The organism is Caulobacter sp. GW822-FHT01G02 (assembly GCF_058802865.1).
Window position 1 is genome coordinate 131,061 of sequence record NZ_JBXAON010000004.1, and the last position, 21,471, is coordinate 152,531.

General features: G+C 66.5%; 18 protein-coding genes. 3 read left to right on the forward strand and 15 right to left on the reverse strand.

What is annotated here, in order from left to right; genetic code table 11:
* The first annotated feature begins 29 nt into the window (after window positions 1-29).
* On the forward strand, window positions 30-1,937 hold the full coding sequence (locus tag AC1RNC_RS12830) for a CocE/NonD family hydrolase (protein WP_492886760.1): 1,908 nt from the start codon (window positions 30-32) through the stop codon (window positions 1,935-1,937).
* A 234-nt stretch (window positions 1,938-2,171) separates the two neighbouring features.
* Entirely contained in the window at window positions 2,172-2,510 is a 339-nt protein-coding gene (locus AC1RNC_RS12835; protein ID WP_492886762.1) for a hypothetical protein, read from the forward strand.
* Between the two features lies 1 nt (window position 2,511).
* Here the strand turns inward: AC1RNC_RS12835 and gst are convergent, their stop codons facing one another.
* The 10 genes from gst to rplJ all read right to left on the reverse strand — a co-directional run bounded on the left by gst (window position 2,512) and on the right by rplJ (window position 16,585).
* Window positions 2,512-3,213 carry a glutathione transferase, Atu5508 family gene (gst, locus tag AC1RNC_RS12840; RefSeq protein WP_492886764.1) on the reverse strand — a complete coding sequence of 234 codons (702 nt, stop codon included), beginning with the start codon at window positions 3,211-3,213 and terminating at the stop codon, window positions 2,512-2,514.
* A gap of 91 nt (window positions 3,214-3,304) precedes the next feature.
* Window positions 3,305-7,495: a DNA-directed RNA polymerase subunit beta' gene (rpoC, locus tag AC1RNC_RS12845; protein ID WP_492886766.1), complete on the reverse strand. Its 4,191-nt coding sequence runs from the start codon at window positions 7,493-7,495 to the stop codon at window positions 3,305-3,307.
* A gap of 98 nt (window positions 7,496-7,593) precedes the next feature.
* Window positions 7,594-11,664, reverse strand: coding sequence for a DNA-directed RNA polymerase subunit beta (gene rpoB, locus AC1RNC_RS12850; protein ID WP_492886768.1), 4,071 nt, complete (start codon window positions 11,662-11,664; stop codon window positions 7,594-7,596).
* Window positions 11,665-12,108: 444 nt separating this feature from the next.
* The gene (locus tag AC1RNC_RS12855; protein ID WP_492886770.1) at window positions 12,109-12,267 is read right to left on the reverse strand and encodes a hypothetical protein; all 159 of its coding nucleotides are present in this window, start codon (window positions 12,265-12,267) and stop codon (window positions 12,109-12,111) included.
* 60 nt (window positions 12,268-12,327) lie between these two features.
* On the reverse strand, window positions 12,328-12,732 hold the full coding sequence (locus AC1RNC_RS12860) for a hypothetical protein (protein WP_492886772.1): 405 nt from the start codon (window positions 12,730-12,732) through the stop codon (window positions 12,328-12,330).
* A gap of 107 nt (window positions 12,733-12,839) precedes the next feature.
* On the reverse strand, window positions 12,840-13,877 hold the full coding sequence (locus tag AC1RNC_RS12865; protein ID WP_492886774.1) for a WD40/YVTN/BNR-like repeat-containing protein: 1,038 nt from the start codon (window positions 13,875-13,877) through the stop codon (window positions 12,840-12,842).
* 10 nt (window positions 13,878-13,887) lie between these two features.
* Window positions 13,888-14,262 carry a response regulator gene (locus AC1RNC_RS12870; protein ID WP_492886776.1) on the reverse strand — a complete coding sequence of 125 codons (375 nt, stop codon included), beginning with the start codon at window positions 14,260-14,262 and terminating at the stop codon, window positions 13,888-13,890.
* On the reverse strand, window positions 14,259-15,353 hold the full coding sequence (locus AC1RNC_RS12875; RefSeq protein ID WP_492886778.1) for a sensor histidine kinase: 1,095 nt from the start codon (window positions 15,351-15,353) through the stop codon (window positions 14,259-14,261). Before AC1RNC_RS12875 ends, AC1RNC_RS12870 begins: the two co-directional genes overlap by 4 nt.
* 285 nt (window positions 15,354-15,638) lie before the next feature.
* The gene (gene rplL, locus AC1RNC_RS12880; protein WP_099581159.1) at window positions 15,639-16,019 is read right to left on the reverse strand and encodes a 50S ribosomal protein L7/L12; all 381 of its coding nucleotides are present in this window, start codon (window positions 16,017-16,019) and stop codon (window positions 15,639-15,641) included.
* A gap of 47 nt (window positions 16,020-16,066) precedes the next feature.
* Window positions 16,067-16,585, reverse strand: a complete 519-nt coding sequence (rplJ, locus tag AC1RNC_RS12885; protein WP_492836023.1) for a 50S ribosomal protein L10 — start codon at window positions 16,583-16,585, stop codon at window positions 16,067-16,069.
* Between the two features lie 397 nt (window positions 16,586-16,982).
* Here rplJ and AC1RNC_RS12890 point away from each other — a divergent pair, with 397 nt between their 5' ends.
* A complete protein-coding gene (locus AC1RNC_RS12890) occupies window positions 16,983-18,332 on the forward strand; it encodes an alpha/beta fold hydrolase (RefSeq protein WP_492886780.1) in 1,350 nt (449 codons plus the stop codon).
* Here the strand turns inward: AC1RNC_RS12890 and AC1RNC_RS12895 are convergent.
* The 5 genes from AC1RNC_RS12895 to rplK form a co-directional block, all read right to left on the reverse strand.
* On the reverse strand, window positions 18,329-19,576 hold the full coding sequence (locus AC1RNC_RS12895) for a TIGR03862 family flavoprotein (RefSeq protein ID WP_492886782.1): 1,248 nt from the start codon (window positions 19,574-19,576) through the stop codon (window positions 18,329-18,331). The genes AC1RNC_RS12890 and AC1RNC_RS12895 overlap by 4 nt on opposite strands.
* Window positions 19,542-19,937, reverse strand: a complete 396-nt coding sequence (locus AC1RNC_RS12900; protein WP_492886784.1) for a type II toxin-antitoxin system VapC family toxin — start codon at window positions 19,935-19,937, stop codon at window positions 19,542-19,544. Before AC1RNC_RS12900 ends, AC1RNC_RS12895 begins: the two co-directional genes overlap by 35 nt.
* Window positions 19,937-20,176 (reverse strand): type II toxin-antitoxin system VapB family antitoxin, encoded by a 240-nt coding sequence (locus tag AC1RNC_RS12905; RefSeq protein ID WP_492836031.1) that lies wholly within the window; start codon window positions 20,174-20,176, stop codon window positions 19,937-19,939. The genes AC1RNC_RS12900 and AC1RNC_RS12905 overlap by 1 nt, the downstream gene beginning before the upstream one ends.
* A gap of 124 nt (window positions 20,177-20,300) precedes the next feature.
* Complete coding sequence (gene rplA, locus AC1RNC_RS12910) at window positions 20,301-20,987, reverse strand: 50S ribosomal protein L1 (protein ID WP_492886787.1); 687 nt, start codon at window positions 20,985-20,987, stop codon at window positions 20,301-20,303.
* Window positions 20,988-20,991: 4 nt separating this feature from the next.
* On the reverse strand, window positions 20,992-21,423 hold the full coding sequence (gene rplK, locus AC1RNC_RS12915; protein WP_492886789.1) for a 50S ribosomal protein L11: 432 nt from the start codon (window positions 21,421-21,423) through the stop codon (window positions 20,992-20,994).
* Window positions 21,424-21,471 lie beyond the last annotated feature (48 nt).

Genomic DNA, 21,471 nt, shown 5'->3' on the forward strand with positions numbered 1-21,471 from the left:
GGGGCGCGCCTTGGTTGTGAGGGGACATCATGCGTTTTTCGGCTTCACTATGCGCCGCGCTGATCCTGGCCACGTCGACGGCTCCGTCGGCGGTTCTGGCCCAGGACTATTCGCAGTTTTCCGACTCCGCGCTGGATCGCGAGCTGGCCGCCAAGGCCGACGTGCAGCTGTACGTCATGGTGCCGATGCGCGACGGGGTGCGGCTGGCGACCCACGTCTATCGCCCCAAGGGCGCGACCGGGCCACTGCCGACCATCCTGATCAAGACGCCCTATAACGAGATGCCCTACAAGGCGGGGACCACCCGTAACGCGCTGGACGCCATCAAGCACGGCTACGCCCTGGTGCTGCAGAACGAGCGCGGCCGCTATTATTCGGAAGGCGAGTGGGAGATCCTGGGCCATCCGCAGACGGACGGCTACGACACCCTGACCTGGATCGCCAAGCAGAGCTGGTCGAACGGCAAGGTCGGTACCCGCGGCTGCTCGTCGACGGCCGAATGGCAGCTGGCCCTGGCCGGCCAGAACCACCCGGCCCACGCCGCCATGGTCCCGCAGTCGTCGGGCGCCGGCATCGGCAAGGTCGGCGAGTTCCAGGAGCAGGGCAACTGGTACACCGGCGGCGTGCCGCGCAACCTGTTCTTCGTGTGGCTGTACGGCGTCGACAATCCGCTGCGCGCTCAGCCGCCCAAGGGGCTGGACTCCAAGACCATCGCCCGCCTCGCCAAGTACAACGACCTGGAGGCCAAGAAGCCCGAGGTGAACTGGCCCACCCAGATCCGCCACCTGCCGGTCAACGAGATGCTGCAGGACCTGGGCGAGCCCAAGGGCACGTTCGAGGCGCTGATCAACCGCGACGGCCCCGCCGACCCGGCCTGGCGCAAGGGCGGCCTCTATCACGACGACAAGGGCTGGGGCGTGCCGGCCCTGTGGTTCAATTCCTGGTACGACGTGTCGATCGGCCCGAACATGGCCCTGTTCAACCACGCTCGCGCGGTGAACTCGGACAAGGAAGCCAGCGACAACCAGTACGCCATCGTCACGCCCAGCAACCACTGCGGCTTCAACGCCCGCACGCTGCAGGTCCCCTACAAGTCGGGCGACCGCGACATGGGCACGGTCAATTTCGACGCCGACAAGGAGGTCTACGCCTTCTTCGACCGCTGGCTGAAGGGCGACGTCAACGCCTTCCCGAAGTCGACGCCGCCGGTCCGCTACTATTCGATGGGCGCCAACAGCTGGAAGCAGTCGGCCCAGTGGCCGCCGGAGGGCTCGGCCCCGATGCGCCTCTATCTGCGCTCCAGCGGCCGCGCCAACAGCCTGGCCGGCGACGGCAAGCTGACCGCCGTCGCGCCGGGCGCGGGGGAGCAACCCGACCGCTACGCCTATGATCCGGCCAATCCGGTCCAGACCGTGGGCGGCGGCGACTGCTGCAACGGCGGCCTGGTCATCGCCGGCGCCTTCGACCAGCGCGGAGTGGAGTCCCGCCAGGACGTACTGGTCTACACCAGCGAGCCGCTGACCGAGCCGCTGGAGGTCTCGGGCTTCGTCCGCGCGGTCCTGAAGGTCTCGTCGGACGCCAAGGACACCGACTTCGCCGTCAAGCTGGTCGACGTCGGGCCGGACGGCACGGCCTATATCCTGGGCGACACCATCATGCGGGCCCGCTATCGCGACAGCTACGAGAAGCCGGCGATGATGACGGCCGGCCAGACCTATGCGGTCAAGCCGACGCCGATCACCACCAGCAACACCTTCCTGCCCGGCCACCGCATCCGGGTGGAGGTCACCTCGTCCAACTTCCCGAAGTTCGTCCGCAACCTGAACACCGGCGGCGACAACGAGAAGGAAAGCAAGTTCGTGGTCGCCAACAACGCCATTCACCACGCGGCCGGCGAGGAGTCCTACATCGAGCTGCCAGTGGTGAGCCGGAAGTGAGCCTGGTCAGGCGGCATGGCCCATCGACGCCACGCCGCCGACCTTGAAGTGTTGGATGAGGGCGGTCAGGCCGCGCGCCTCGTCCAGCGGCGCGTCACGGCCGGAGCCCCAGGCGCGGCCAGCGTCGGGTCGGGCGAGGTCGGGCGAGGTCGGGCGGAACGCTCAGCGCGCCACGGGGTTGTGCAAGCGTCTCGCGGCGCGCCGCGCCGTCCTCTCCCGCCACGAGGTTCGATCATGACCGACTATGCCGACAGCCTGACTTCCCAAACGACCGCCAAGACCGCCCGCGCCAAGGTCGAGCCCAAGCTCAAGGCCGTCGCCAGCACAGCCCACGACGCCTATGACAGCCTCAAAGAGGTCGCTTCCGAGGCGGTCGACGAGACCCGCGCCCGGGTCAAGGACATCGCCGCCCAGGCCAGCGACGAGATCCAGAACCGCTATGGCGACCTGGAAGCCTGGGTGCAGCTCAAGCCGGCCCAGGCCCTGGGTGTCGCCGCCGGTCTGGGCGTCGTCCTGGGCTTGTTGCTCCGCGGCCGCTCGACCAAGACCATCTACGTGCGCGAACCGCGCTAGCCTACGCGCTCAGCACCTTCCTGAGGGACGCCTCGATCTGGCCACCGCACCAGGTGTCGCCGTAGTCCTCGCGGGCCTTGTCGGCCAGCTTGCGCAGCGGCGGCAGCTCGGCGACGCGGCGGACCAGGGCGGCGGTCATCGGCGCGGCCTCGTCGAGGATCTCGCCGATGGCGTCGAAGCGCTCGGTCAGGGTCGACCACAAGGTGGCGGTGACGATGTCGGCCATCCCCGGCCCGTCGCCGCCCAGCAGGAAGCCAGCATCGGCCGTCAAGCCGTGGCGACGGCCGGTTTCCTCCCAGAACGACATCCACCTCTTCAGGCGTGGGACGAACTCGGCCCAGCGCTTGCCGGTCCACATCTCGCGGCCGCCGTCATTGGTAATCTCATCGATGACGTCATTGGCGTCGCAGACGATCTTCAGCGTCAGGGCGCGCGGCTCCGGCGTCGCCGGGAGCAGGTTCAGGGTCTCGCCCAGATAGAAGAGGATCGCCGGCGTCTGCGCGATGGCGACCTTCGCCCTGTTGTCGACCAGCATCGGCGGCCCCATGAACGGGACCGGCATGGCCTTCACCGGCCCGCCCATCAGATCCGCGATCGCCGCGTCGCCGCCTTCCGTCCAGGTCTTGCCGGCGTGGGCCAGGACGGCGCGCACGAACTGCCCGCGAAATGGCGCGGACCAGTAGTAGAGCTCGTAGTCGGACATGGCGGCATCTCCAGGCGCTGGACGCCTCTGACAACGAAAAAGGCCCGGGATCGCTCCCGGGCCTTTCCGTATTCGCTCTAAGCCCGAGGGCCTATTCGGCGTCGGCCAGCGCGATCTCGGCCGGCAGCGGCTCCATCGCTTCTTCGCGCTGCTGGGCCAGCTGCTCGTCGCGCTTGGCGGCGACGCGTTGCAGGCTGCGCAGGTAGGAACCCGTACCGGCGGGGATCAGGCGACCCACGATGACGTTTTCCTTCAGGCCTTCCAGGGTGTCGGTCTTGCCGTGCACCGAGGCTTCTGTCAGGACGCGGGTCGTTTCCTGGAACGACGCGGCCGAGATGAAGCTCTTGGTCTGCAGCGAGGCCTTGGTGATGCCCAGCAGCACCGGCTGGGTCACAGCCGGACGACCGCCACGGGCGACAGCCTTGTCCTGTTCCTTGTCGAACTCCGGCTTATCAAGGTGGTCACCCTTGATCAGGCCGGTGTCGCCGGGCTCGAGGATCTCGACCTTCTGCAGCATCTGACGAACGATCGTCTCGATGTGCTTGTCGTTGATCGGCACGCCCTGCAGTCGATAGACCTCCTGGATCTCGTCGACGAGGAAGTTCGCCAGGGCTTCGACGCCCAGGATGCGCAGGATGTCGTGCGGATCCGGGTTGCCGTCGATGATGTATTCGCCCTTGGAGATGAAGTCCCCGTCGTGGACGGCGATGTGCTTGCCCTTCGGGATCAGGAACTCGACCGCCTCGGCCTGGTTGCCATCAGCGTCGACGTCCGGCGTGATCTTGATCCGGCGCTTGTTCTTGTAATCCTTGCCGAATTCGACACGGCCGTCCATTTCCGCGATGACCGCGCAGTCCTTCGGACGGCGGGCTTCGAAGAGTTCGGCGACGCGCGGCAGACCACCGGTGATGTCCCGGGTCTTGGCGCCTTCGGTCGGGATACGCGCGATCACTTCACCCGGCTTCACCTCGTCGCCATCGGCGACCGAGAGAATGGCGCCGGCCGACAGGAGGTAGCGAGCCTCGCCGCCGTTCGACAGGCGCTTGTACGAGCCGTCTTCCGACAGCACGCCCATGGCCGGACGCAGGTCCGAACCGCGGGCCGAGGTACGCCAGTCGGCGATGACGCGCTGGGCGATGCCGGTCGCTTCGTCGACTTCCTCGCGGATGGACAGGCCATCCACCAGGTCCTCGGCGCGGATCTTGCCGGCCACTTCGGTGATGATCGGGGTGGTGTAGGGGTCCCAATCGCCGAGGCGCTGGCCGCGCTTGACCGTATCGCCGTCCTTGACCCGCAGGCGGGCGCCGTACGGCGGCTTGTAGGTTTCGCGCTCCTTGCCATCGACCAGCACGCTGACCGAGGTGTTGCGGCTCATGATCACCAGGGCGCCGTCGGAGCCGATGACGGTCGGGCCGATCACGCGGACCGTACCCTCGTTCGAGGCCTCGAAGAACGACTGCTCGGCCACCTGGGCGGTGCCGCCGATGTGGAACGTACGCATGGTCAGCTGCGTGCCGGGCTCACCGATCGACTGGGCGGCGATGACGCCGACCGCTTCGCCGATGTTCACCGGGGTGCCGCGGGCCAGGTCGCGGCCATAGCAGGCGCCGCAGACGCCGACCTTGGCTTCGCAGGTCAGGACCGAGCGGACCTTCACCGACTGGACGACCGCCGCCTCGATGGCGTCGGCGATGTTCTCGTCGATATAGGTGTCGGCCGGAACGACCAGCTCGCCGGTGCCCGGATCCTTGACGTCCTCGGCCGTGAAGCGGCCCAGGACGCGGGTGCCCAGCGAGACCAGCACGTCGCCGCCTTCGACGACGGCGCGCAGGGTGATGCCCCGCGTGGTGCCGCAGTCTTCCTCGACGATGATGCAGTCCTGCGCGACGTCGACCAGACGACGGGTCAGGTAACCCGAGTTGGCGGTCTTCAGCGCGGTGTCCGCCAGGCCCTTCCGGGCGCCGTGGGTCGAGTTGAAGTACTCCTGAACGGTCAGGCCTTCCTTGAAGTTCGAGACGATCGGGGTCTCGATGATCTCGCCGGAGGGCTTGGCCATCAGGCCGCGCATGCCGCCCAGCTGCTTCATCTGGGCTTGCGAACCCCGGGCGCCGGAGTGGGCCATCATGTAGATGGCGTTGATTTCCTTTTCGCGACCGTTCTCGTCGCGATGCTTCATCTGAAGCTCGGCCATCATCTCGTCGGCGACGCGGTCGGTGGCCTTGGCCCACGCGTCAACGACCTTGTTGTACTTCTCGCCCTTGGTGATCAGGCCGTCGGCGTACTGTTGCTCGTACTCCTCGGCCAGAGCGCGGGTTTCGGCGACGATCGCCTCCTTCCGCTTCGGGATGATGATGTCGTCCTTGCCGAAGGAGATGCCGGCCTTGGCGGCTTCCTTGAAGCCCAGACCCATGATCTTGTCGGCGAAGATGACCGTCGCCTTCTGACCGCAGTGGCGGTAGACGATGTCGATCAGATTGCCGATTTCCTTCTTGGTCAGCGCCTTTTCGATCAGGCGGTGGCCAATCTGCGGGTGATGCGGCAGCAGGGCGGCGATCTTCATGCGGCCCGGCGTCGTGTCGATCACCTTGCGCAGCATCACGCCGTCAGGAGTCATCTCGGTGTGGCGCGCCTTGATCTTGGCGTGCAGCGAGACGACGCCGGCGTCCATGGCGGCTTCGATTTCACCCAGATCGGCGAAGATCTTGCCTTCGCCCGGCTCACCTTCGCGGGCGACCGACAGGTAGTACAGGCCCAGGACGATGTCCTGCGACGGCACGATGATCGGGCGACCGTTGGCGGGCGACAGGATGTTGTTGGTCGACATCATCAGGACGCGCGCTTCCAGCTGAGCTTCCAGGCTCAGCGGGACGTGCACGGCCATCTGGTCGCCGTCGAAGTCGGCGTTGAACGCGGCGCAGACCAGCGGGTGCAGCTGGATGGCCTTGCCCTCGATCAGCTTCGGCTCGAACGCCTGGATGCCCAGACGGTGAAGCGTCGGGGCGCGGTTCAGCATGACCGGGTGCTCGCGGATGACCTCTTCGAGGATATCCCACACCTGCGGCTGCTCGCGCTCGACCATGCGCTTGGACTGCTTGACGGTGCCCGACAGGCCCTTGGCGTCCAGGCGCGCGTAGATGAACGGCTTGAACAGCTCGAGCGCCATCTTCTTGGGCAGGCCGCACTCGTGCAGCTTCAGCTCGGGACCGACCACGATGACCGAACGGCCCGAATAGTCGACGCGCTTGCCCAGCAGGTTCTGGCGGAAGCGGCCCTGCTTGCCCTTCAGCATGTCGGCCAGCGACTTCAGGGGACGCTTGTTGGCGCCCGTGATGACGCGACCGCGACGGCCGTTGTCGAACAGGGCGTCGACCGACTCCTGCAGCATCCGCTTTTCGTTGCGGATGATGATGTCGGGGGCGCGCAGCTCGATCAGGCGCTTGAGGCGGTTGTTACGGTTGATGACCCGGCGATACAGGTCGTTCAGGTCCGAGGTCGCGAAGCGGCCGCCGTCCAGCGGCACCAGCGGACGCAGTTCCGGCGGGATGACCGGAACGACCGTCAGCACCATCCACTCGGGACGGTTGCCCGACTCCTGGAAGGCTTCCAGGATCTTCAGGCGCTTGCTGAACTTCTTCTGCTTCATGTCCGAGACGGTGCCGGACAGTTCCTCGCGCAGACGCTCGGCCTCTTTCTCGAGGTCGATGGCCTTGAGCAGGTTCTGGACGGCCTCGGCGCCGATCTCGGCGGTGAAGCTGTCGTCGCCGTACTCTTCCTGGGCGCGCATGTAGTCGTCTTCCGACAGCAGCTGGTGCTGCTTCAGCGGGGTCAGGCCCGGCTCGGTGACGATGTAGTATTCAAAGTACAGGACGCGCTCGATGTCCTTGAGCGGCATGTCGAGCATCATGGCGATACGCGACGGCAGCGACTTCAGGAACCAGATGTGGGCGACCGGCGAGGCCAGTTCGATGTGGCCCATGCGCTCGCGACGGACGCGGGCCAGGGTGACTTCGACACCGCACTTTTCGCAGATGATGCCCTTGTACTTCATGCGCTTGTACTTGCCGCACAGGCATTCGTAGTCCTTGGTCGGACCAAAGATACGGGCGCAGAACAGGCCGTCACGCTCGGGCTTGAACGTGCGGTAGTTGATGGTTTCCGGCTTCTTGATCTCGCCGAACGACCACGAGCGGATCTTTTCCGGCGAGGCCAGCGAGATGCGGATCTGGTCGAAGGTCGGAGCGGCCTGGACCGGATTGAAGATGTTCAGGACTTCCTGGTTCATCTTGGTTCCTTCTGCGGGACTGCCCGCGAAAATTCAAAGTTGGAGAGGGCTGACGGGAGGCCCCTCCCCCGCGATCACGCGGAGGAGGGAGGTCCGGATCAGCTGTTCTCCAGCTCGACGTTCAGGCCGAGCGAGCGCATTTCCTTGACCAGCACGTTGAAGCTTTCCGGGATACCGGCTTCGAACGTGTCGTCGCCGCGGACGATCGACTCGTAGACCTTGGTCCGGCCAGCCACGTCGTCGGACTTCACCGTCAGCATTTCCTGCAGGGTGTAGGCCGCGCCGTAGGCTTCCAGAGCCCACACTTCCATTTCCCCGAAGCGCTGACCGCCGAACTGGGCCTTACCACCCAGCGGCTGTTGCGTGACGAGCGAGTACGGACCGATCGAACGGGCGTGGATCTTATCGTCGACCAGGTGGTGCAGCTTCAGCATGTAGATGTAGCCGACCGTGACCGGACGCTTGAACTGGTCGCCGGTCTGACCGTCGAACAGGATCGACTGGCCCGACGGATTGACGCCGGCCATTTCGAGGTGCTCCTCGATATCGCTCATGCGCGCGCCGTCGAACACGGGGGTGGCGATCGGAACGCCCTTGCCCAGGTTCTTGGCCAGCTCGATCAGCTCTTCCTCGGTTTCCGGCAGCTCTTCGTCCGGGCCGTAGATGTCACGCAGGCGATCGATCAGGGCCTGCTTCTGACCGCCGTGCTGCCAGTCTTCCAGCAGGTTGGTGATCTGCTTGCCCAAGTTGGCGCAAGCCCAGCCCAGGTGGGTCTCGAAGATCTGACCGACGTTCATGCGCGAGGGCACGCCCAGCGGGTTCAGAACGACGTCGACGTGCGTCCCGTCGGCGAGGAACGGCATGTCCTCGATCGGCAGGATGCGCGAGATGACGCCCTTGTTGCCGTGACGGCCGGCCATCTTGTCGCCCGGCTGAAGCTTGCGCTTCACGGCCACGAAGACCTTGACCATCTTCATGACGCCCGGGGGCAGTTCGTCGCCGCGTTGCAGCTTGTCGACCTTGTCCTCGAAACGACGGTCGAGGCGCTTGCGGTTCTCGTCGAACAGACGGCGCAGGCTTTCCAGTTCGCCCATCGCCTTCTCGTCCTCGAGGGCGATCTGCCACCACAGGCCCGAAGCCACCTGGCTCAGGTTCTCGGCGGTGATCTCGCCGCGCGACAGGCCCTTGGGACCCGACAGAGCGACCTTGCCGACCAGCAATTCCTTCAGGCGGCCCGAGATGTTGCGGTTCAGGATCGTGAACTCGTCGTCGCGGTCCTTGCCCAGGCGGTCGATCTCGGCGCGTTCGATGGCCAGGGCGCGTTCGTCCTTGTCGACGCCGTGACGGTTGAACACCCGCACGTCGACGATCGTGCCGGCGACGCCCGGGGGCAGGCGCAGGCTGGTGTCGCGGACGTCCGAGGCCTTTTCACCGAAGATGGCGCGCAGGAGTTTTTCTTCCGGCGTCATCGGGCTTTCGCCCTTCGGCGTGACCTTGCCGACCAGGATGTCGCCCGGCTGGACCTCGGCGCCGATCGCCACGATGCCAGCTTCGTCGAGGTTGCGCAGGGCTTCCTCGCCGACGTTCGGGATGTCGCGGGTGATTTCTTCCGGGCCGAGCTTCGTATCGCGGGCCATGACTTCGAATTCCTCGATGTGGATCGAGGTGAAGACGTCGTCGCGGACGATGCGTTCGGAGATCAGGATCGAGTCTTCGAAGTTGTAGCCGTTCCAGGGCATGAACGCGACGAGCGCGTTGCGGCCCAGGGCCAGTTCGCCCAGCTCGGTCGACGGACCGTCGGCGATGATATCGCCGGCGCGGATCCGGTCGCCCACCTTCACCAGCGGGCGCTGGTTGATGCAGGTCGACTGGTTCGAACGCTGGAACTTCGACATCCGATAGATGTCGACGCCCGAACGGGCCGCGTCGGTTTCTTCGGTGGCGCGGATGACGATACGCGTACCGTCGATCTGCTCGACCACGCCGGTGCGCTTGGCGATGACGACGGCGCCCGAGTCACGGGCGACGACGGCTTCCATGCCGGTGCCGACCAGCGGGGCGTCCGACTGCACCAGCGGCACGGCCTGACGTTGCATGTTCGAGCCCATGAGGGCGCGGTTGGCGTCATCGTTTTCGAGGAACGGGATCAGGGCGGCGGCCACCGACACGACTTGGCGCGGCGACACGTCCATCAGGTCGACCGTCTCCTTTTGCAGGAGGGTCGGTTCGCCGTTGATGCGGCCCGGGACCAGGTCTTCCAGGATCTCGCCGTCGACCACCTTGATGTTCGACTGGGCGATGACGTGCTTGGATTCCTCCATCGCCGACATGTAGACGACTTCGTCCTGCGGCTTGCCGTCCTTCACACGACGGTACGGGCTCTCGATGAAGCCGTACTTGTTGACGCGGGCGTGGGTGGCCAGCGAGTTGATCAGACCGATGTTCGGGCCTTCCGGCGTTTCGATCGGGCAGATCCGGCCGTAGTGGGTCGGGTGAACGTCGCGGACTTCGAAGCCGGCGCGCTCGCGGGTCAGACCGCCCGGGCCGAGGGCCGAGAGACGACGCTTGTGGGTGATTTCCGACAGCGGGTTCGTCTGGTCCATGAACTGCGACAGCTGCGAGGAGCCGAAGAATTCACGCACGGCGGCCGCGGCCGGCTTGGCGTTGATCAGGTCGTGCGGCATCACGGTGTCGATGTCGACGGACGACATGCGTTCCTTGATGGCGCGTTCCATGCGCAGCAGACCGACGCGGTACTGGTTTTCCAGCAGCTCACCGACCGAGCGGACGCGACGGTTGCCCAGGTTGTCGATGTCGTCGATTTCGCCGCGACCGTCGCGCAGGCCCACCAGGACCTTCAGCACGGCCAGGACGTCGTCCTTGCGCAGGATGCGGACTTCGTCCGACACGTCCTGCTCCAGGCGCATGTTCATCTTCACGCGGCCCACCGACGACAGGTCGTAGCGCTCGGCGTCGAAGAACAGCGACTTGAACATCGCCTCGGCGGCTTCGACGGTCGGCGGCTCGCCCGGACGCATGACGCGATAGATGTCGAACAGCGCGTCCTCGCGGACGGCGTTCTTGTCCACCCGCAGGGTGTTGCGCATGTAGGCGCCGACCGTGACGTGGTCGATGTCGAGCACGTCGATGGTGTCGAAGCCTTGGTCGGCCAGGGCCTGGATCGAGGTGACGTCCAGCTCGTCGCCGGCTTCGGCGTAGATTTCACCGGTCGAGAAGTTGACCGCGTCGCGCGCCAGGTAGCGGCCCGTCAGGGCTTCCGGGGCCAGCAGCAGGGTCTTCAGGCCGCCGTCGGCGAACTTCTTGGCCTGGCGAGCCGTGATCTTGGTGCCGGCCGGAGCGACTTCCTCGCCCGTGTCGGCGTCGACCAGCGGGAACTCCGGCTTCACGCCGCGCCAGCGCTCGGGCTTGTACGGGGTGGCCCAGCCACCGCTGCGCTTCTCGAACGGGACGACGTCGTAGAACGTGGTCAGGATCTCTTCACCGTCCATGCCCAAGGCATAGAGGAAGGTCGTGGCCGGCAGCTTGCGGCGACGGTCGATGCGGACGTAGACGATGTCCTTGGCGTCGAACTCGAAGTCCAGCCACGAGCCGCGGTACGGGATCACGCGGGCGGCGAACAGCAGCTTGCCCGAGGCGTGGGTCTTGCCCTTGTCGTGGTCGAAGAACACGCCCGGCGAGCGGTGCATCTGCGAGACGATGACGCGCTCGGTGCCGTTGACGATGAAGGTGCCCTTGTCCGTCATGAGCGGGATATCGCCCATGTAGACGTCCTGCTCCTTGATGTCCTTGACCGAGCGGGCGCCGGTTTCTTCTTCCGTTTCGAACACGATCAGGCGCAGCTTAACCTTCAGCGGCGCCGCGAAGGTCATGTCGCGCTGGATGCACTCTTCAACGTCGTACTTGGGCTCTTCGAATTCGTACGAGACGTATTCGAGCACCGCGCGCTCATTGAAGTCCTTGATCGGGAAGACCGACTTGAAGACCGCCTCGACGCCCTCGTCGCGGCGCTGGCCCGGACGGACCTCGCGCTGCAGGAACTGTTCGTAGGAAGAGCGCTGAACCTCGATCAGGTTCGGCATCTGCACAGCTTCGGGGATGCGGCCGAAAGACTTCCGGATCCGCTTCTTGCCGGTGAAGGATTGCGCCATGTTGTTTCCCTGCGGCGCGGACGGAATCCGCGCGTGAATTAGAATGTCCGTAGCGTCCACCCTCGCCGCTCGCCTTCTCAGGGAGCCGCGGACGCTGGAATTCCCCTATCGGGCGACCGGGACCGGAAGCCTGATGGGCGCCCCTTCGCGCGGATCGGAGGGCGGCTGATCGCGCCTCGGGGCGTAATACGGACGCGCCAAAGCGCTCCGCCGATGTAATCGTGAACGCGGGGATATAGGGGAACCGAGCGGGGAAGAAAAGGGGGATTCGTAAACGGGCGTAAATAGGCTGACCCGAGCTTCCAACACCCGACCTCCCCGGCGAATGCCGGGGCCCAGATGCAGTCCGAGAGGCTAGGGTGTTCTCGCTCCAAAGCCTCGTCCAGAAGACCGGCCTCGTCGGATTCGATCTGAACCCCGGCATTCGCCGGGAGATCGGCGGAATTAGCCCTTCTTCAGCGCCTTCATCGCCAGGGAGACGCCTAGGGCGATCAGGCAGACGAAGAACGCGACCTTGGTGATCGCGCCGGCCACGTTGGCGACGAAACCCAGGATCCCGAACAGGATCATCAGGACGAGCAGAACACCGGCGACCTTGAGCATGGCGAAGCTTCCTTGGTGATACCCGCCATTAGCGCACGGCGACGCTTGGCGTTCCCCCCTCTAGGCGCTGAAGTCCACGAATTGAGGAACGCCCGTCCCGCCCAGCGGCTGGCCCTTGCGCTTGGCCTCTTCGCGCGCCGCCTCCATCGCCTCGTCGATCTTCCGCCGCACATACTCGTCGATCTGCTGCATCGCCTTGGCCCGGTCCTCCGGCGACATGGCGTCCAGCTTCTCCTGGGTCAGGCCCATCGCCTTCATGGCCTCGTCGCGCCACTTGCGCACCTTCTCGGCCCAGGCCTCGGCCTTGGCCTCCTTGGCGAAGGCCGTGAGGCCCTTCTCGCGAACCTTGTCGACGTCGCTGCTTGGACCGTTGTCGACGCGGGCGTTCGCGGTCCCTCGCGTGCGCTCGGCGCTCGCGACGGCGTAGGCCGACCAGTTTCCGTTTCCGATACCCGAGACCGACATCCCGTCCTCCAAGGCGAACACGCCTGGAGGTTGCAAGAATCGCACCAACGCGAGTGGCGTTGAAAAGCTTCAGCTTTCCCGGAAGCGAGGCGGCGCCTTTTGCCGCCTCAGGCCCGCCAGAGACCGATCGAACCCTTGGGTCCGCACAGCACGGCGGATTTCTCCGAGGCCAGCCGCACCGTGTTCATCGGCGCGGCCGAGACTTGCTGGAACGGCCCGCCCTTGCGGCTGACGATGGTCCCGGCCAGGCCGGTGGCCATGACGGTCGAACCCTTCACCGAGATCCCTGACAGGTAGCCGGCCGGCGCGGCGACCGGCTCGAAGCTCACGCGGCCCGGATCCAGCCGCGCCAGATTGACGCCCTCGGCCTTGGGCTTCTGGTAATCGCCGCCGCAGACCCACAGCGCGCCATGCTTGTCGTAGGCCACGGCGAAGGCGCCCTTCGACGGAGCGTCGGCCAGGATCGGCGTGTCGGCAGCCACGAACACCCCGCCCCCGCCGCGCGAGACATAGACCCGCGCCTTGCCCGCCCCGCCTGTGCAGAAGGCGACCTGACCGCGCGGGCCGATCGCCACGCAGCCGTTGCTGGCGGCGAAGGCTCCCTCGTTCGGCGCGGCCGGCGGCACGCCCTCGTCCTTCAGCCGCGCCCAGGTCTCGCCGCCGTCGGCGGTGTAGAGCACCGTGAACCGGCCCCTGGTCGGGTCGCCCAGGATGAAGCCGCGCCGGCTGTCGACGAAGGCGATCGAGTCCCAGAAGCCTTCCGGGTCCAGGTTGGCGGCGATCCGCTTCCAGGTCTTGCCGCCGTCCTGGGTGCGCCACAGCTGCGAGGCCTCGCCGGGCCCGGCGCTCATGGCCAGGACGTGGTTGTCGTCGAAGGCGTGCAGGCCGCGGAAGTCCAGCGTCTCGGCCCCGATGATCCGCATGGCGTCCTGGCGCTCGTCATGCCCGCGGATCAGCCACCCCTTCGAGCCCGAGGCCCAGTAGCGCTTGCCGCCGGTCGGCGACAGGCCGCGCAACTCGCTGTCGATCACCGAGGCCGGCATGCGGATGCCGCCCAGACCTTCCTGGGCGAGACCGTCGGCGGCGAAGGCGGGTCCGGCGGCCAGGGTCAGGCCGCCGGCGATCAGGTGACGACGATGGATCATGTTGAACTCTTCAGGACGCCATAGCGGCGTGGATCGCCGAACGCAGGGCGCGCTCGGACACGGGCTTGAACAGGATCGCCGCCGGACGGCTCAGGCGCATGCGGTCTATGGTTTCCTGCTCGCGCGAGCCGGTCAGAAAGATCACCTTCGACCCGACCGTCGCGTGGATCGCCAGGGCCGCGTCGACCCCATCCCCCTCGCCGCGCAGCCGCATGTCCATCAGAACCACGGCCGGGCGGTGCCGCCGGGTCAGGACCACGGCCTCGTTCGCCGTCGCCGCCGAGCCGCAGACGGGAAGACCCATTTCCTCGACCTGCATGCAAAGTCCCTGGGCGATCAGGAACTCGTCGTCCACGACCAGCACGCTGTTGGAGAGGTGGTTCATGCGGGCGCCGCCCCCGGGATCGTGATTTCGGTGCGCACGCCCTTGTCGTGTCGCACCTTCATTGTACCACCTAATTGCGTCACCAAACCCTCTATGATCGTGCCGCCTAGGGAGCCCGTCTTGGTCTCGCCGGGCGCGTAGCCCTTGCCGTTGTCGGACACGGCCAGTTCCAGCCGGCCGTCATCCAAACGCACCAGCGAAACCTCGATGCGGCCCTTGCCGTCGGGAAAGGCGTGCTTGAGCGAGTTGGTCACCAGTTCGGTGACGATCAGGCCCAGGGGGATGGCGAAGTCCAACCCCACCGGCAACGGCGCGGCCTCGACCGACAGCTCCACGTTCTCGGTCGAGCCGCCCTGGACGATATTGTCGGCCAGTTCCCGCAGGAACGGCGCGATGTCGAAGGTCTCGAGGTCCGTCGATTCCATCAGTTGATGATGCACCAGGCCCAGGGCGTAGACGCGCCCCCGCATGGTCGCCAGAGCCGACCGGGCGCTCTCGTCGTCCAGCCTGCGGCTCTGCATGGCCAGCATGCCGTCGATGATCTGCAGGTTGTTCTTCACCCGGTGATAGACCTCGCGCAGGAGGAGGTCGCGCTGGGCCAGCGCTCGGGTGCGATCGGCCAAGGCCTCGGTCAGCTGGCCGTTGACGGCCTCCAGCTCGGCGGTCCGCTCGGCGACCCGCTGGGCCAGGGTGGCGTTGACCTGCTCCAGCTGCTTGGCCGACGGCAGGGCGACGATCTTGGGAATCAGGGGCCATAGCAGGGCGGCCGTCGCGATCGACAGCACCGCCGTGATCGCCTTGATGACGCCCTCGACGCCATAGGCGGGGAACCATAGGGTCAGGATGGCCCACAGGTGGGTGGTGCCGCAGGCCAGGATGAAGGCCACGAACAGATAGGCCACCCAGCTGTAGCGGATGTCCGGCCGCTGGCGCACGAAGGCGGCGATGGCTAGGGGGATCGAGAAGTAGGACAGGCCGATCAGCGCGTCGGCGATCACGTGCGTCGCCACCAGCCCAGGCGCCCAGCTCAGGCAAAAGCCGTGCGGCGTTAACCCGGACGGGTTGATCAACCAATCCCAGATCGCCCCCATCGTCGCCTCTCCTGGGCCCGCTGACCCGGTTCGGGATCTGACTCGGCCATGGTCGAGGACGAAACTGCTACAGAGCCGCTCCGGATACAATCTTGGCCAGCATTTCGCCGCACGCCGTCGGCGGGCGCGAGCGCCGCGAAACAGAACGGGCCCGGAGGTTTCCCTCCGGGCCCGCTCGCCAGTTCCAAAGGAACCCAGTCCCCGCCCGGAGCCCCAAGGGGCTCCGATTTCCTGTAAAAGGCTGGACATTCCGACATGGTCGAAATGTCCAGGGCGGGGCCCAGATTACTTGATTTGGACGGTGGCGCCGGCTTCAGTCAGCTTCTTGGCGACTTCGTCGGCTTGAGCCTTCGAGACGTTTTCGACGACGTTCTGCGGAGCGCCTTCGACCAGGTCCTTGGCTTCCTTCAGGCCGAGGTCCGGACGGACGCCGCGGACTTCCTTGATCACGTTGATCTTCTTGTCGCCACCGTTCGTCAGAACGACGGTGAACTCGGTTTGCTCTTCAGCGGCTTCAACCGGAGCGGCGGCGCCGCCAGCGGCGGCGACGGCGACCGGAGCGGCGGCCGAGACGCCCCACTTTTCTTCCAGCAGCTTCGACAGTTCAGCGGCTTCCAGCACCGACAGGGTGGACAGTTCTTCGACCAGCTTTTCGAGCTTCGACATGTGTCAGTTCCTAAAGAGAGATTGGGATAGATATGCGGGGATGACCGTTACGCGGCGTCTTTGGTCGCGTAGGCGTTGAAAACGCGAGCCAGCTGGGCAGCCGGGGCCTGCAGGACGCCAGCGATCTTGGTCGCCGGAGCCTGGATGAGGCCGATAAGCTTGCCACGCAGTTCGTCCAGCGACGGCAGGGTCGCCAGAGCACGCACGCCGGCTTCGTCGAGCACGTTGGTCTGGTCCAGAACGCCACCGACAATCTTAAGCTTGTCGTTTTCCTTGGCGAACTGCACCGCGATCTTCGCGGCCGAGACGGCGTCCGGGCCGTAGGCGATGGCGACCGGGCCGGTGAACAGGGCGGAACCCGTATCACCAAGCTTGCCGTCCAGAGCCTTGAGGGCCAGGGTGTTCTTCACAACCTTGATCGCGGCGCCTTCCTTGCGGAGGCGAAGACGAAGGTCGGTCATTTCCGCAACGGTCAGACCCATGTAGTGGGTCACGACGACAGCGCCGGCGTCGGTGAACACGCTTTTCAGCGATTCAATCGACTCCTGCTTTTGAGCGCGGTCCATTGCGGTCTCCTACTCAGTTAGCAGCGGCCGGACCATTCCGGCAGCCAGATGCGGTCTCATGCGGAATTGCTCCCGCGCGCGAGTCGCATATGCCTGTTCCAAGGAAAGTCGGCCGCGCTCCGATCTCGGACATCCCCTCCTGGGAAGGGGTCACGAGCGGGAGACCTTGGCGTCTCTATCCCTGTCTCCCGACGGCGAGGAAGGGCTCTTCCTCGATTACGGCGTTGGTGACCCCACGCCCCGTAGTTCTCAAACAGGTTCTTCGTCGGACCGGAGTCCGTCGAAGAGGCGCGCCGTATAGACGAAGATCGACGGGATATCAACAGCGCGCGGAAATCCCCTCCCAAAACACCTCACGGTCAGGCTCTAATGGCCCAAGCTCCGAGGGGAACCCGCCATGCACCGCACCGTCGCCGCGCTCACCGCGCTTCTGCTCGCCGTCGCCAGTCCCGCCTTCGCCGAGCTGAAGGCCCCGCCGACGCCGCGGGCCGTGGTCGCCGATCCCGCGCGCGACAAGGACCATCCGGCCGACATGGCCGCGTTCCAGGTCGACATCGCCGGATCCAAGGTCAACGCCATCCTCTACCTGGCCTCGGGGACGCAGCCGCACCCGACGATGCTGTTCCTGCACGGCTTCCCGGGCAACGAGACCAATATCGACCTCTTGCAGGCCGTCCGCCGGGCGGGCTGGAACGCGATGCGGATCAACTATCGCGGCTCGTGGGGCAGCCAGGGCCAGTTCAGCTTCGCCAACGCCCGCGCCGACGGCGAGGCGGCCGTGGCCTGGCTGCTGGATCCGGCCAATGTCGCCAAATACCATATCGATCCCAAGCGCATCGTCGTGGCCGGCCACAGCATGGGCGGCTTCATGGCCGCCGACGCCGTCGCCGCCGAGCCGCGCGTGGCGGGCGCGGTGCTGATCGACTCGTGGGACATCGGCGAGGAAGCCGCCAGGATCACCAGTGACCAGACCCGCAGGGGCGCGGCCGAGGCCATGCGCCCGGACACCGCGCCGCTGGCCACGACCTCCGAAGCCCTGGTCGCCGAGATCGAGCGCGACGCGGCCAAGCTGGACCTCGAGAAACTCACCGCCAGGATCTCCGACCGTCCGGTGCTGCTGATCGGTGCCGAGTTCGCCGGCGCGCCCGGCACGCGCAAGCTTGCCGCCGCCGCCAAGGCCGCCGGGGCCAGGGAACTGACCGAGGCCTATTACCCCACCGACCACAGCTTCTCGGATTCGCGCATCGCCCTGGAGAGCGAGGTGATCCGCTGGCTGGCCCGGTTCGACCCGACGATCACGCCGGCCGGGTCGCGCATTCCGCTGAAGGCCGCCTACGACCCGAACAACCCGTTCGCGAAGATCATCCGGGGCGAGCTGCCGGCCTGGAAGGTCTATGAGGACGCCGACGTCCTGGCCTTCATGGATCGCGCCCCGCTGGAGGCCGGCCACGTGCTGGTGATTTCCAAGACCTCCAAGGCCCGCAACCTGCTGGAGATGGATCCCAAGGATATCGCCAAGGTCATGGCCGTCGCCCAGAAGGTCGGCCAGGCGGAGGTCGACGCCCTGGGGCTGGAGGGCTTCATGATCCTGCAGAACAACGGCGTCGGCCAGAGCGTGCCGCATCTGCATGTCCACGTGATCCCGCGCATCGCCGGCAAGCCCGTCTACCTGGCTGAAAACGCGCCGGCCGATCCGAAGGACCTGGAAGCGATGGCGGCGAAGATCCGGGCGGCGATGAAACCCTAGAGCCTCGCCAGCGCCTGCTTCCCCGCCGCCACGCCGGTGGCGAAGCAAGCCTGCAGCAGGTAGCCGCCGGTCGGGGCCTCCCAGTCCAGCATCTCGCCAGCCAGGATCACGTCGGGACGGCCCTTCAGCGCCAGGCCGTCCAGGCTCTCGAACGTCACGCCGCCAGCCGCGGAGATGGCCCGGTCCAGCGGCTGGACGGCGGTCAGCGCGATCGGCGCGGCCTTGATCGCCGCGGCCAGGGCGGCCGGCTCGCTCGGCAGGTCCAGGCCGTGCGCCTCGCGCAGCAGGTTGACCTCGACGGGCGACAGCTTGACCGTCTTGCGCAGGAAGTTGGCCAGGCTCTGGCCGCCGCGCGGCGCGCCCAGCCGGCGCGCCAGGGTCTCGACCGGCAGATCGGGGCGCAGGTCGATGGTCAGCGCCGCCCTCCCGTCAGCCTCGATCGCATCGCGCAGGCTGGCCGCCAGGGCGTAGACCGCCCCGCCCTCCAGGCCGTAGCCGGCGACCATGGCGTCGCCCCGCGCGCTGGCCTCGCCATGGCGCAGGCCGATGTTCTTGAGCGGCTCGCCGGCGAAGCGCTCGCGGAAGATCGCGCTCCAGGCGACGTCGAAGCCGCAGTTGGCGGCGCGGAACGGCGCGATGGCCGCGCCCTGCCCTTCCAGCGCCGGAACCCAGGCCGCGTCGGAGCCGAGCCTTGCCCAGCTGGCCCCGCCCAGGGCCAGCACTACCGTCCGAGAACGGACGACCTCGCCGTTGATCAGCAGGTCGCCGTCGGCGCTCCAGCCGGTCCATTCGGCCCGCGTGCGCAGTTGAACGCCCTGCCCCTCCAGGCGCGCCAGCCAGGCCCGCAGCAGCGGCGAGGCCTTCATCGCCTTGGGAAACACTCGGCCGCTGGCCCCGACGAAGGTCGGCTGTCCCAGCCCCTCGGCCCAGGCCGTGAGATCCTTGGGCGCGAACGCCTCCAGCATCGGCGCCAGGGCCGCCGACCGCGCCCCGTAGCGCTGGCCGAACCGCTCGAAGTCCTCGGCGTGGGTGAGATTGAGCCCGCCGCGCCCGGCCATCAGGAACTTGCGCCCGAAGGTCGGCATCTTCTCGAACACCGCCACGGACTTGCCGGCCGCTCCCCCTAGACTTTGGGCGACCGTCTCGGCCGCCATCAGCCCGGCCGGCCCGCCGCCGATCACGGCGACGTCGAAAACACTGTCGATCAATCTAAGCGGCCCGAATGTCGGTATGGGAGAAATCATCGCCCTTGTAGAGCAGGGGCGCGCCGTGAGCCCGGGCGCAGGCATAGGCGAAGCAGTCGCCCATGTTGAGCCTTGCGGGGTGGACGCCTTTTCCGAACCGGGCATGGGCCTCAAGCGCCAGGCTTTGCTCAGCCTGACCGATCTCCACGAGCGTTGCGCGCACGCCCAGTTGATAGCCGGCGATGATCGCCTGCACCCGCGACTGAGATTGTAGCGTCATCTTCATGACCGCCCGAGCGGTCTCCCAGTTCGCGATCGCCGAGGTCAGCACGCGGTCGGAAGCCATGAGCTTCGCCTCGAAAGCGTCCGCCTCGGGCTCGCTGAGAATGATTGCCGTCCAGGCTGAGGCGTCCACGAACATCAGTCGCCTGATAGTTCGTCGAAGAACGCCTTGTCCGCGACCTCGCCTGTTCGCGGCCACGAGGCGACCTCATCCCGGATCGCTTTCAGCGCCGCGCGTCGCTTGGCCAGATCGTCTTCATCGGCCGCGCGCGCCTTGGTCACGGCCAGCTTGATGGCCTCATCGATACCGACGCGCTGTTCTTCGGCGTAGGACCGCACCATCGCGTCGACCTCGGGATCACGAACGTGGATAGACATCGAAACCTCCACCTCAGGCCGAAGATAACATCGCCCGGCCGCCCCGCAAAACCACCCCCCAAACGCAAGACGGGCGCTGGATCGCTCCAGCGCCCGTCCAGGTAACTCAAGCTTCGAACGGCGATTAGCCGACCGAGGCGGTGTCCACCTTGAAGCCCGGACCCATCGTCGACGACAGGCCGATGCGCTTCACGTAGACGCCCTTGGCGCCCGACGGCTTGGCCTTGTTCAGGGCGTCGATCATGGCCTTGACGTTGATGACCAGGGCTTCGTCGGTGAACGAGGCCTTGCCGATGCCGGCGTGGACGATGCCCGCCTTCTCGACGCGGAACTCGACGGCGCCGCCCTTGGCGTCCTTAACGGCTTGGCCGACGTTCGGGGTCACGGTGCCGACCTTCGGGTTCGGCATCAGGCCGCGCGGGCCCAGCACCTTACCGAGGCGACCGACGAGGGCCATCATGTCCGGCGACGCGATGACGCGATCGAAGTCCATGAAGCCGCCGGCGATCTTTTCGTACAGGTCTTCGGCGCCGACGTGCTCGGCGCCCGCCGCGGTCGCTTCAGCGGCCTTGGCGTCCTTGGCGAAGACGGCGACGCGGACGTCACGGCCGGTGCCCGACGGCAGGTTCACGACGCCACGGACCTGTTGGTCGGCGTGACGCGGATCGACGCCGAGGTTGACCGAGATCTCGATCGACTCGTCGAACTTGGCCTTGGCGTTGGCCTTGACCAGGGCGATGGCGGCTTCGACCGAATGGGTCGCTTCGCGATCGCCGGTCCAGGCGGTGATGCGCTTGGGTTGCTTAGCCATGTGATTAGGCCTCCACGATCTTCAGGCCCATGGCCTTGGCGGAGCCTTCGATGATCTTGGCCGCGGCCTCGATGTCGTTGGCGTTCAGGTCCTTCATCTTCCTTTCGGCGATTTCGCGCAGTTGCGTGCGCGTCACTTCGCCGACGGTCTCGCGACCGGTCAGCTTCGCGCCCGACTTCAGACCGGTGATCTGCTTCAGGTAGTGCGTCGCCGGGGGCGTCTTGGTGATGAAGGTGAACGACTTGTCTTGGTAGACAGTGATCACGGTCGGCAGGGGCGTGCCCTTTTCGACGTTCTCGGTGCGCGCGTTGAACTCCTTGCAGAAGCCCATGATGTTGACGCCGCGTTGACCCAGAGCCGGGCCGATGGGGGGCGAAGGCGTGGCCGAGCCAGCCTTCACCTGGAGCTTGATGTAGCCCAGGATCTTCTTAGCCATGGTATCCTCTCGTGAGGGCCGAGGGCCCTCGCTGGTGAGCCGTGGTGC

Bases quoted from the DNA above. Each gene is read 5' to 3' on its own strand.
- rpoC (WP_492886766.1), bottom strand. From the start codon at position 7,495: ATGAACCAGGAAGTCCTGAACATCTTCAATCCGGTCCAGGCCGCTCCG.
- rplA (WP_492886787.1), bottom strand. From the start codon at position 20,987: ATGGCTAAGCAACCCAAGCGCATCACCGCCTGGACCGGCGATCGCGAA.
- AC1RNC_RS12870 (WP_492886776.1), bottom strand. From the start codon at position 14,262: ATGAACCACCTCTCCAACAGCGTGCTGGTCGTGGACGACGAGTTCCTG.
- AC1RNC_RS12835 (WP_492886762.1), top strand. From the start codon at position 2,172: ATGACCGACTATGCCGACAGCCTGACTTCCCAAACGACCGCCAAGACC.
- AC1RNC_RS12855 (WP_492886770.1), bottom strand. From the start codon at position 12,267: ATGCTCAAGGTCGCCGGTGTTCTGCTCGTCCTGATGATCCTGTTCGGG.
- AC1RNC_RS12860 (WP_492886772.1), bottom strand. From the start codon at position 12,732: ATGTCGGTCTCGGGTATCGGAAACGGAAACTGGTCGGCCTACGCCGTC.
- rplK (WP_492886789.1), bottom strand. From the start codon at position 21,423: ATGGCTAAGAAGATCCTGGGCTACATCAAGCTCCAGGTGAAGGCTGGC.
- rplL (WP_099581159.1), bottom strand. From the start codon at position 16,019: ATGTCGAAGCTCGAAAAGCTGGTCGAAGAACTGTCCACCCTGTCGGTG.
- AC1RNC_RS12905 (WP_492836031.1), bottom strand. From the start codon at position 20,176: ATGTCTATCCACGTTCGTGATCCCGAGGTCGACGCGATGGTGCGGTCC.
- AC1RNC_RS12895 (WP_492886782.1), bottom strand. From the start codon at position 19,576: ATGATTTCTCCCATACCGACATTCGGGCCGCTTAGATTGATCGACAGT.
- AC1RNC_RS12890 (WP_492886780.1), top strand. From the start codon at position 16,983: ATGCACCGCACCGTCGCCGCGCTCACCGCGCTTCTGCTCGCCGTCGCC.
- gst (WP_492886764.1), bottom strand. From the start codon at position 3,213: ATGTCCGACTACGAGCTCTACTACTGGTCCGCGCCATTTCGCGGGCAG.
- AC1RNC_RS12830 (WP_492886760.1), top strand. From the start codon at position 30: ATGCGTTTTTCGGCTTCACTATGCGCCGCGCTGATCCTGGCCACGTCG.
- AC1RNC_RS12865 (WP_492886774.1), bottom strand. From the start codon at position 13,877: ATGATCCATCGTCGTCACCTGATCGCCGGCGGCCTGACCCTGGCCGCC.
- AC1RNC_RS12875 (WP_492886778.1), bottom strand. From the start codon at position 15,353: ATGGGGGCGATCTGGGATTGGTTGATCAACCCGTCCGGGTTAACGCCG.
- rpoB (WP_492886768.1), bottom strand. From the start codon at position 11,664: ATGGCGCAATCCTTCACCGGCAAGAAGCGGATCCGGAAGTCTTTCGGC.
- AC1RNC_RS12900 (WP_492886784.1), bottom strand. From the start codon at position 19,937: ATGTTCGTGGACGCCTCAGCCTGGACGGCAATCATTCTCAGCGAGCCC.
- rplJ (WP_492836023.1), bottom strand. From the start codon at position 16,585: ATGGACCGCGCTCAAAAGCAGGAGTCGATTGAATCGCTGAAAAGCGTG.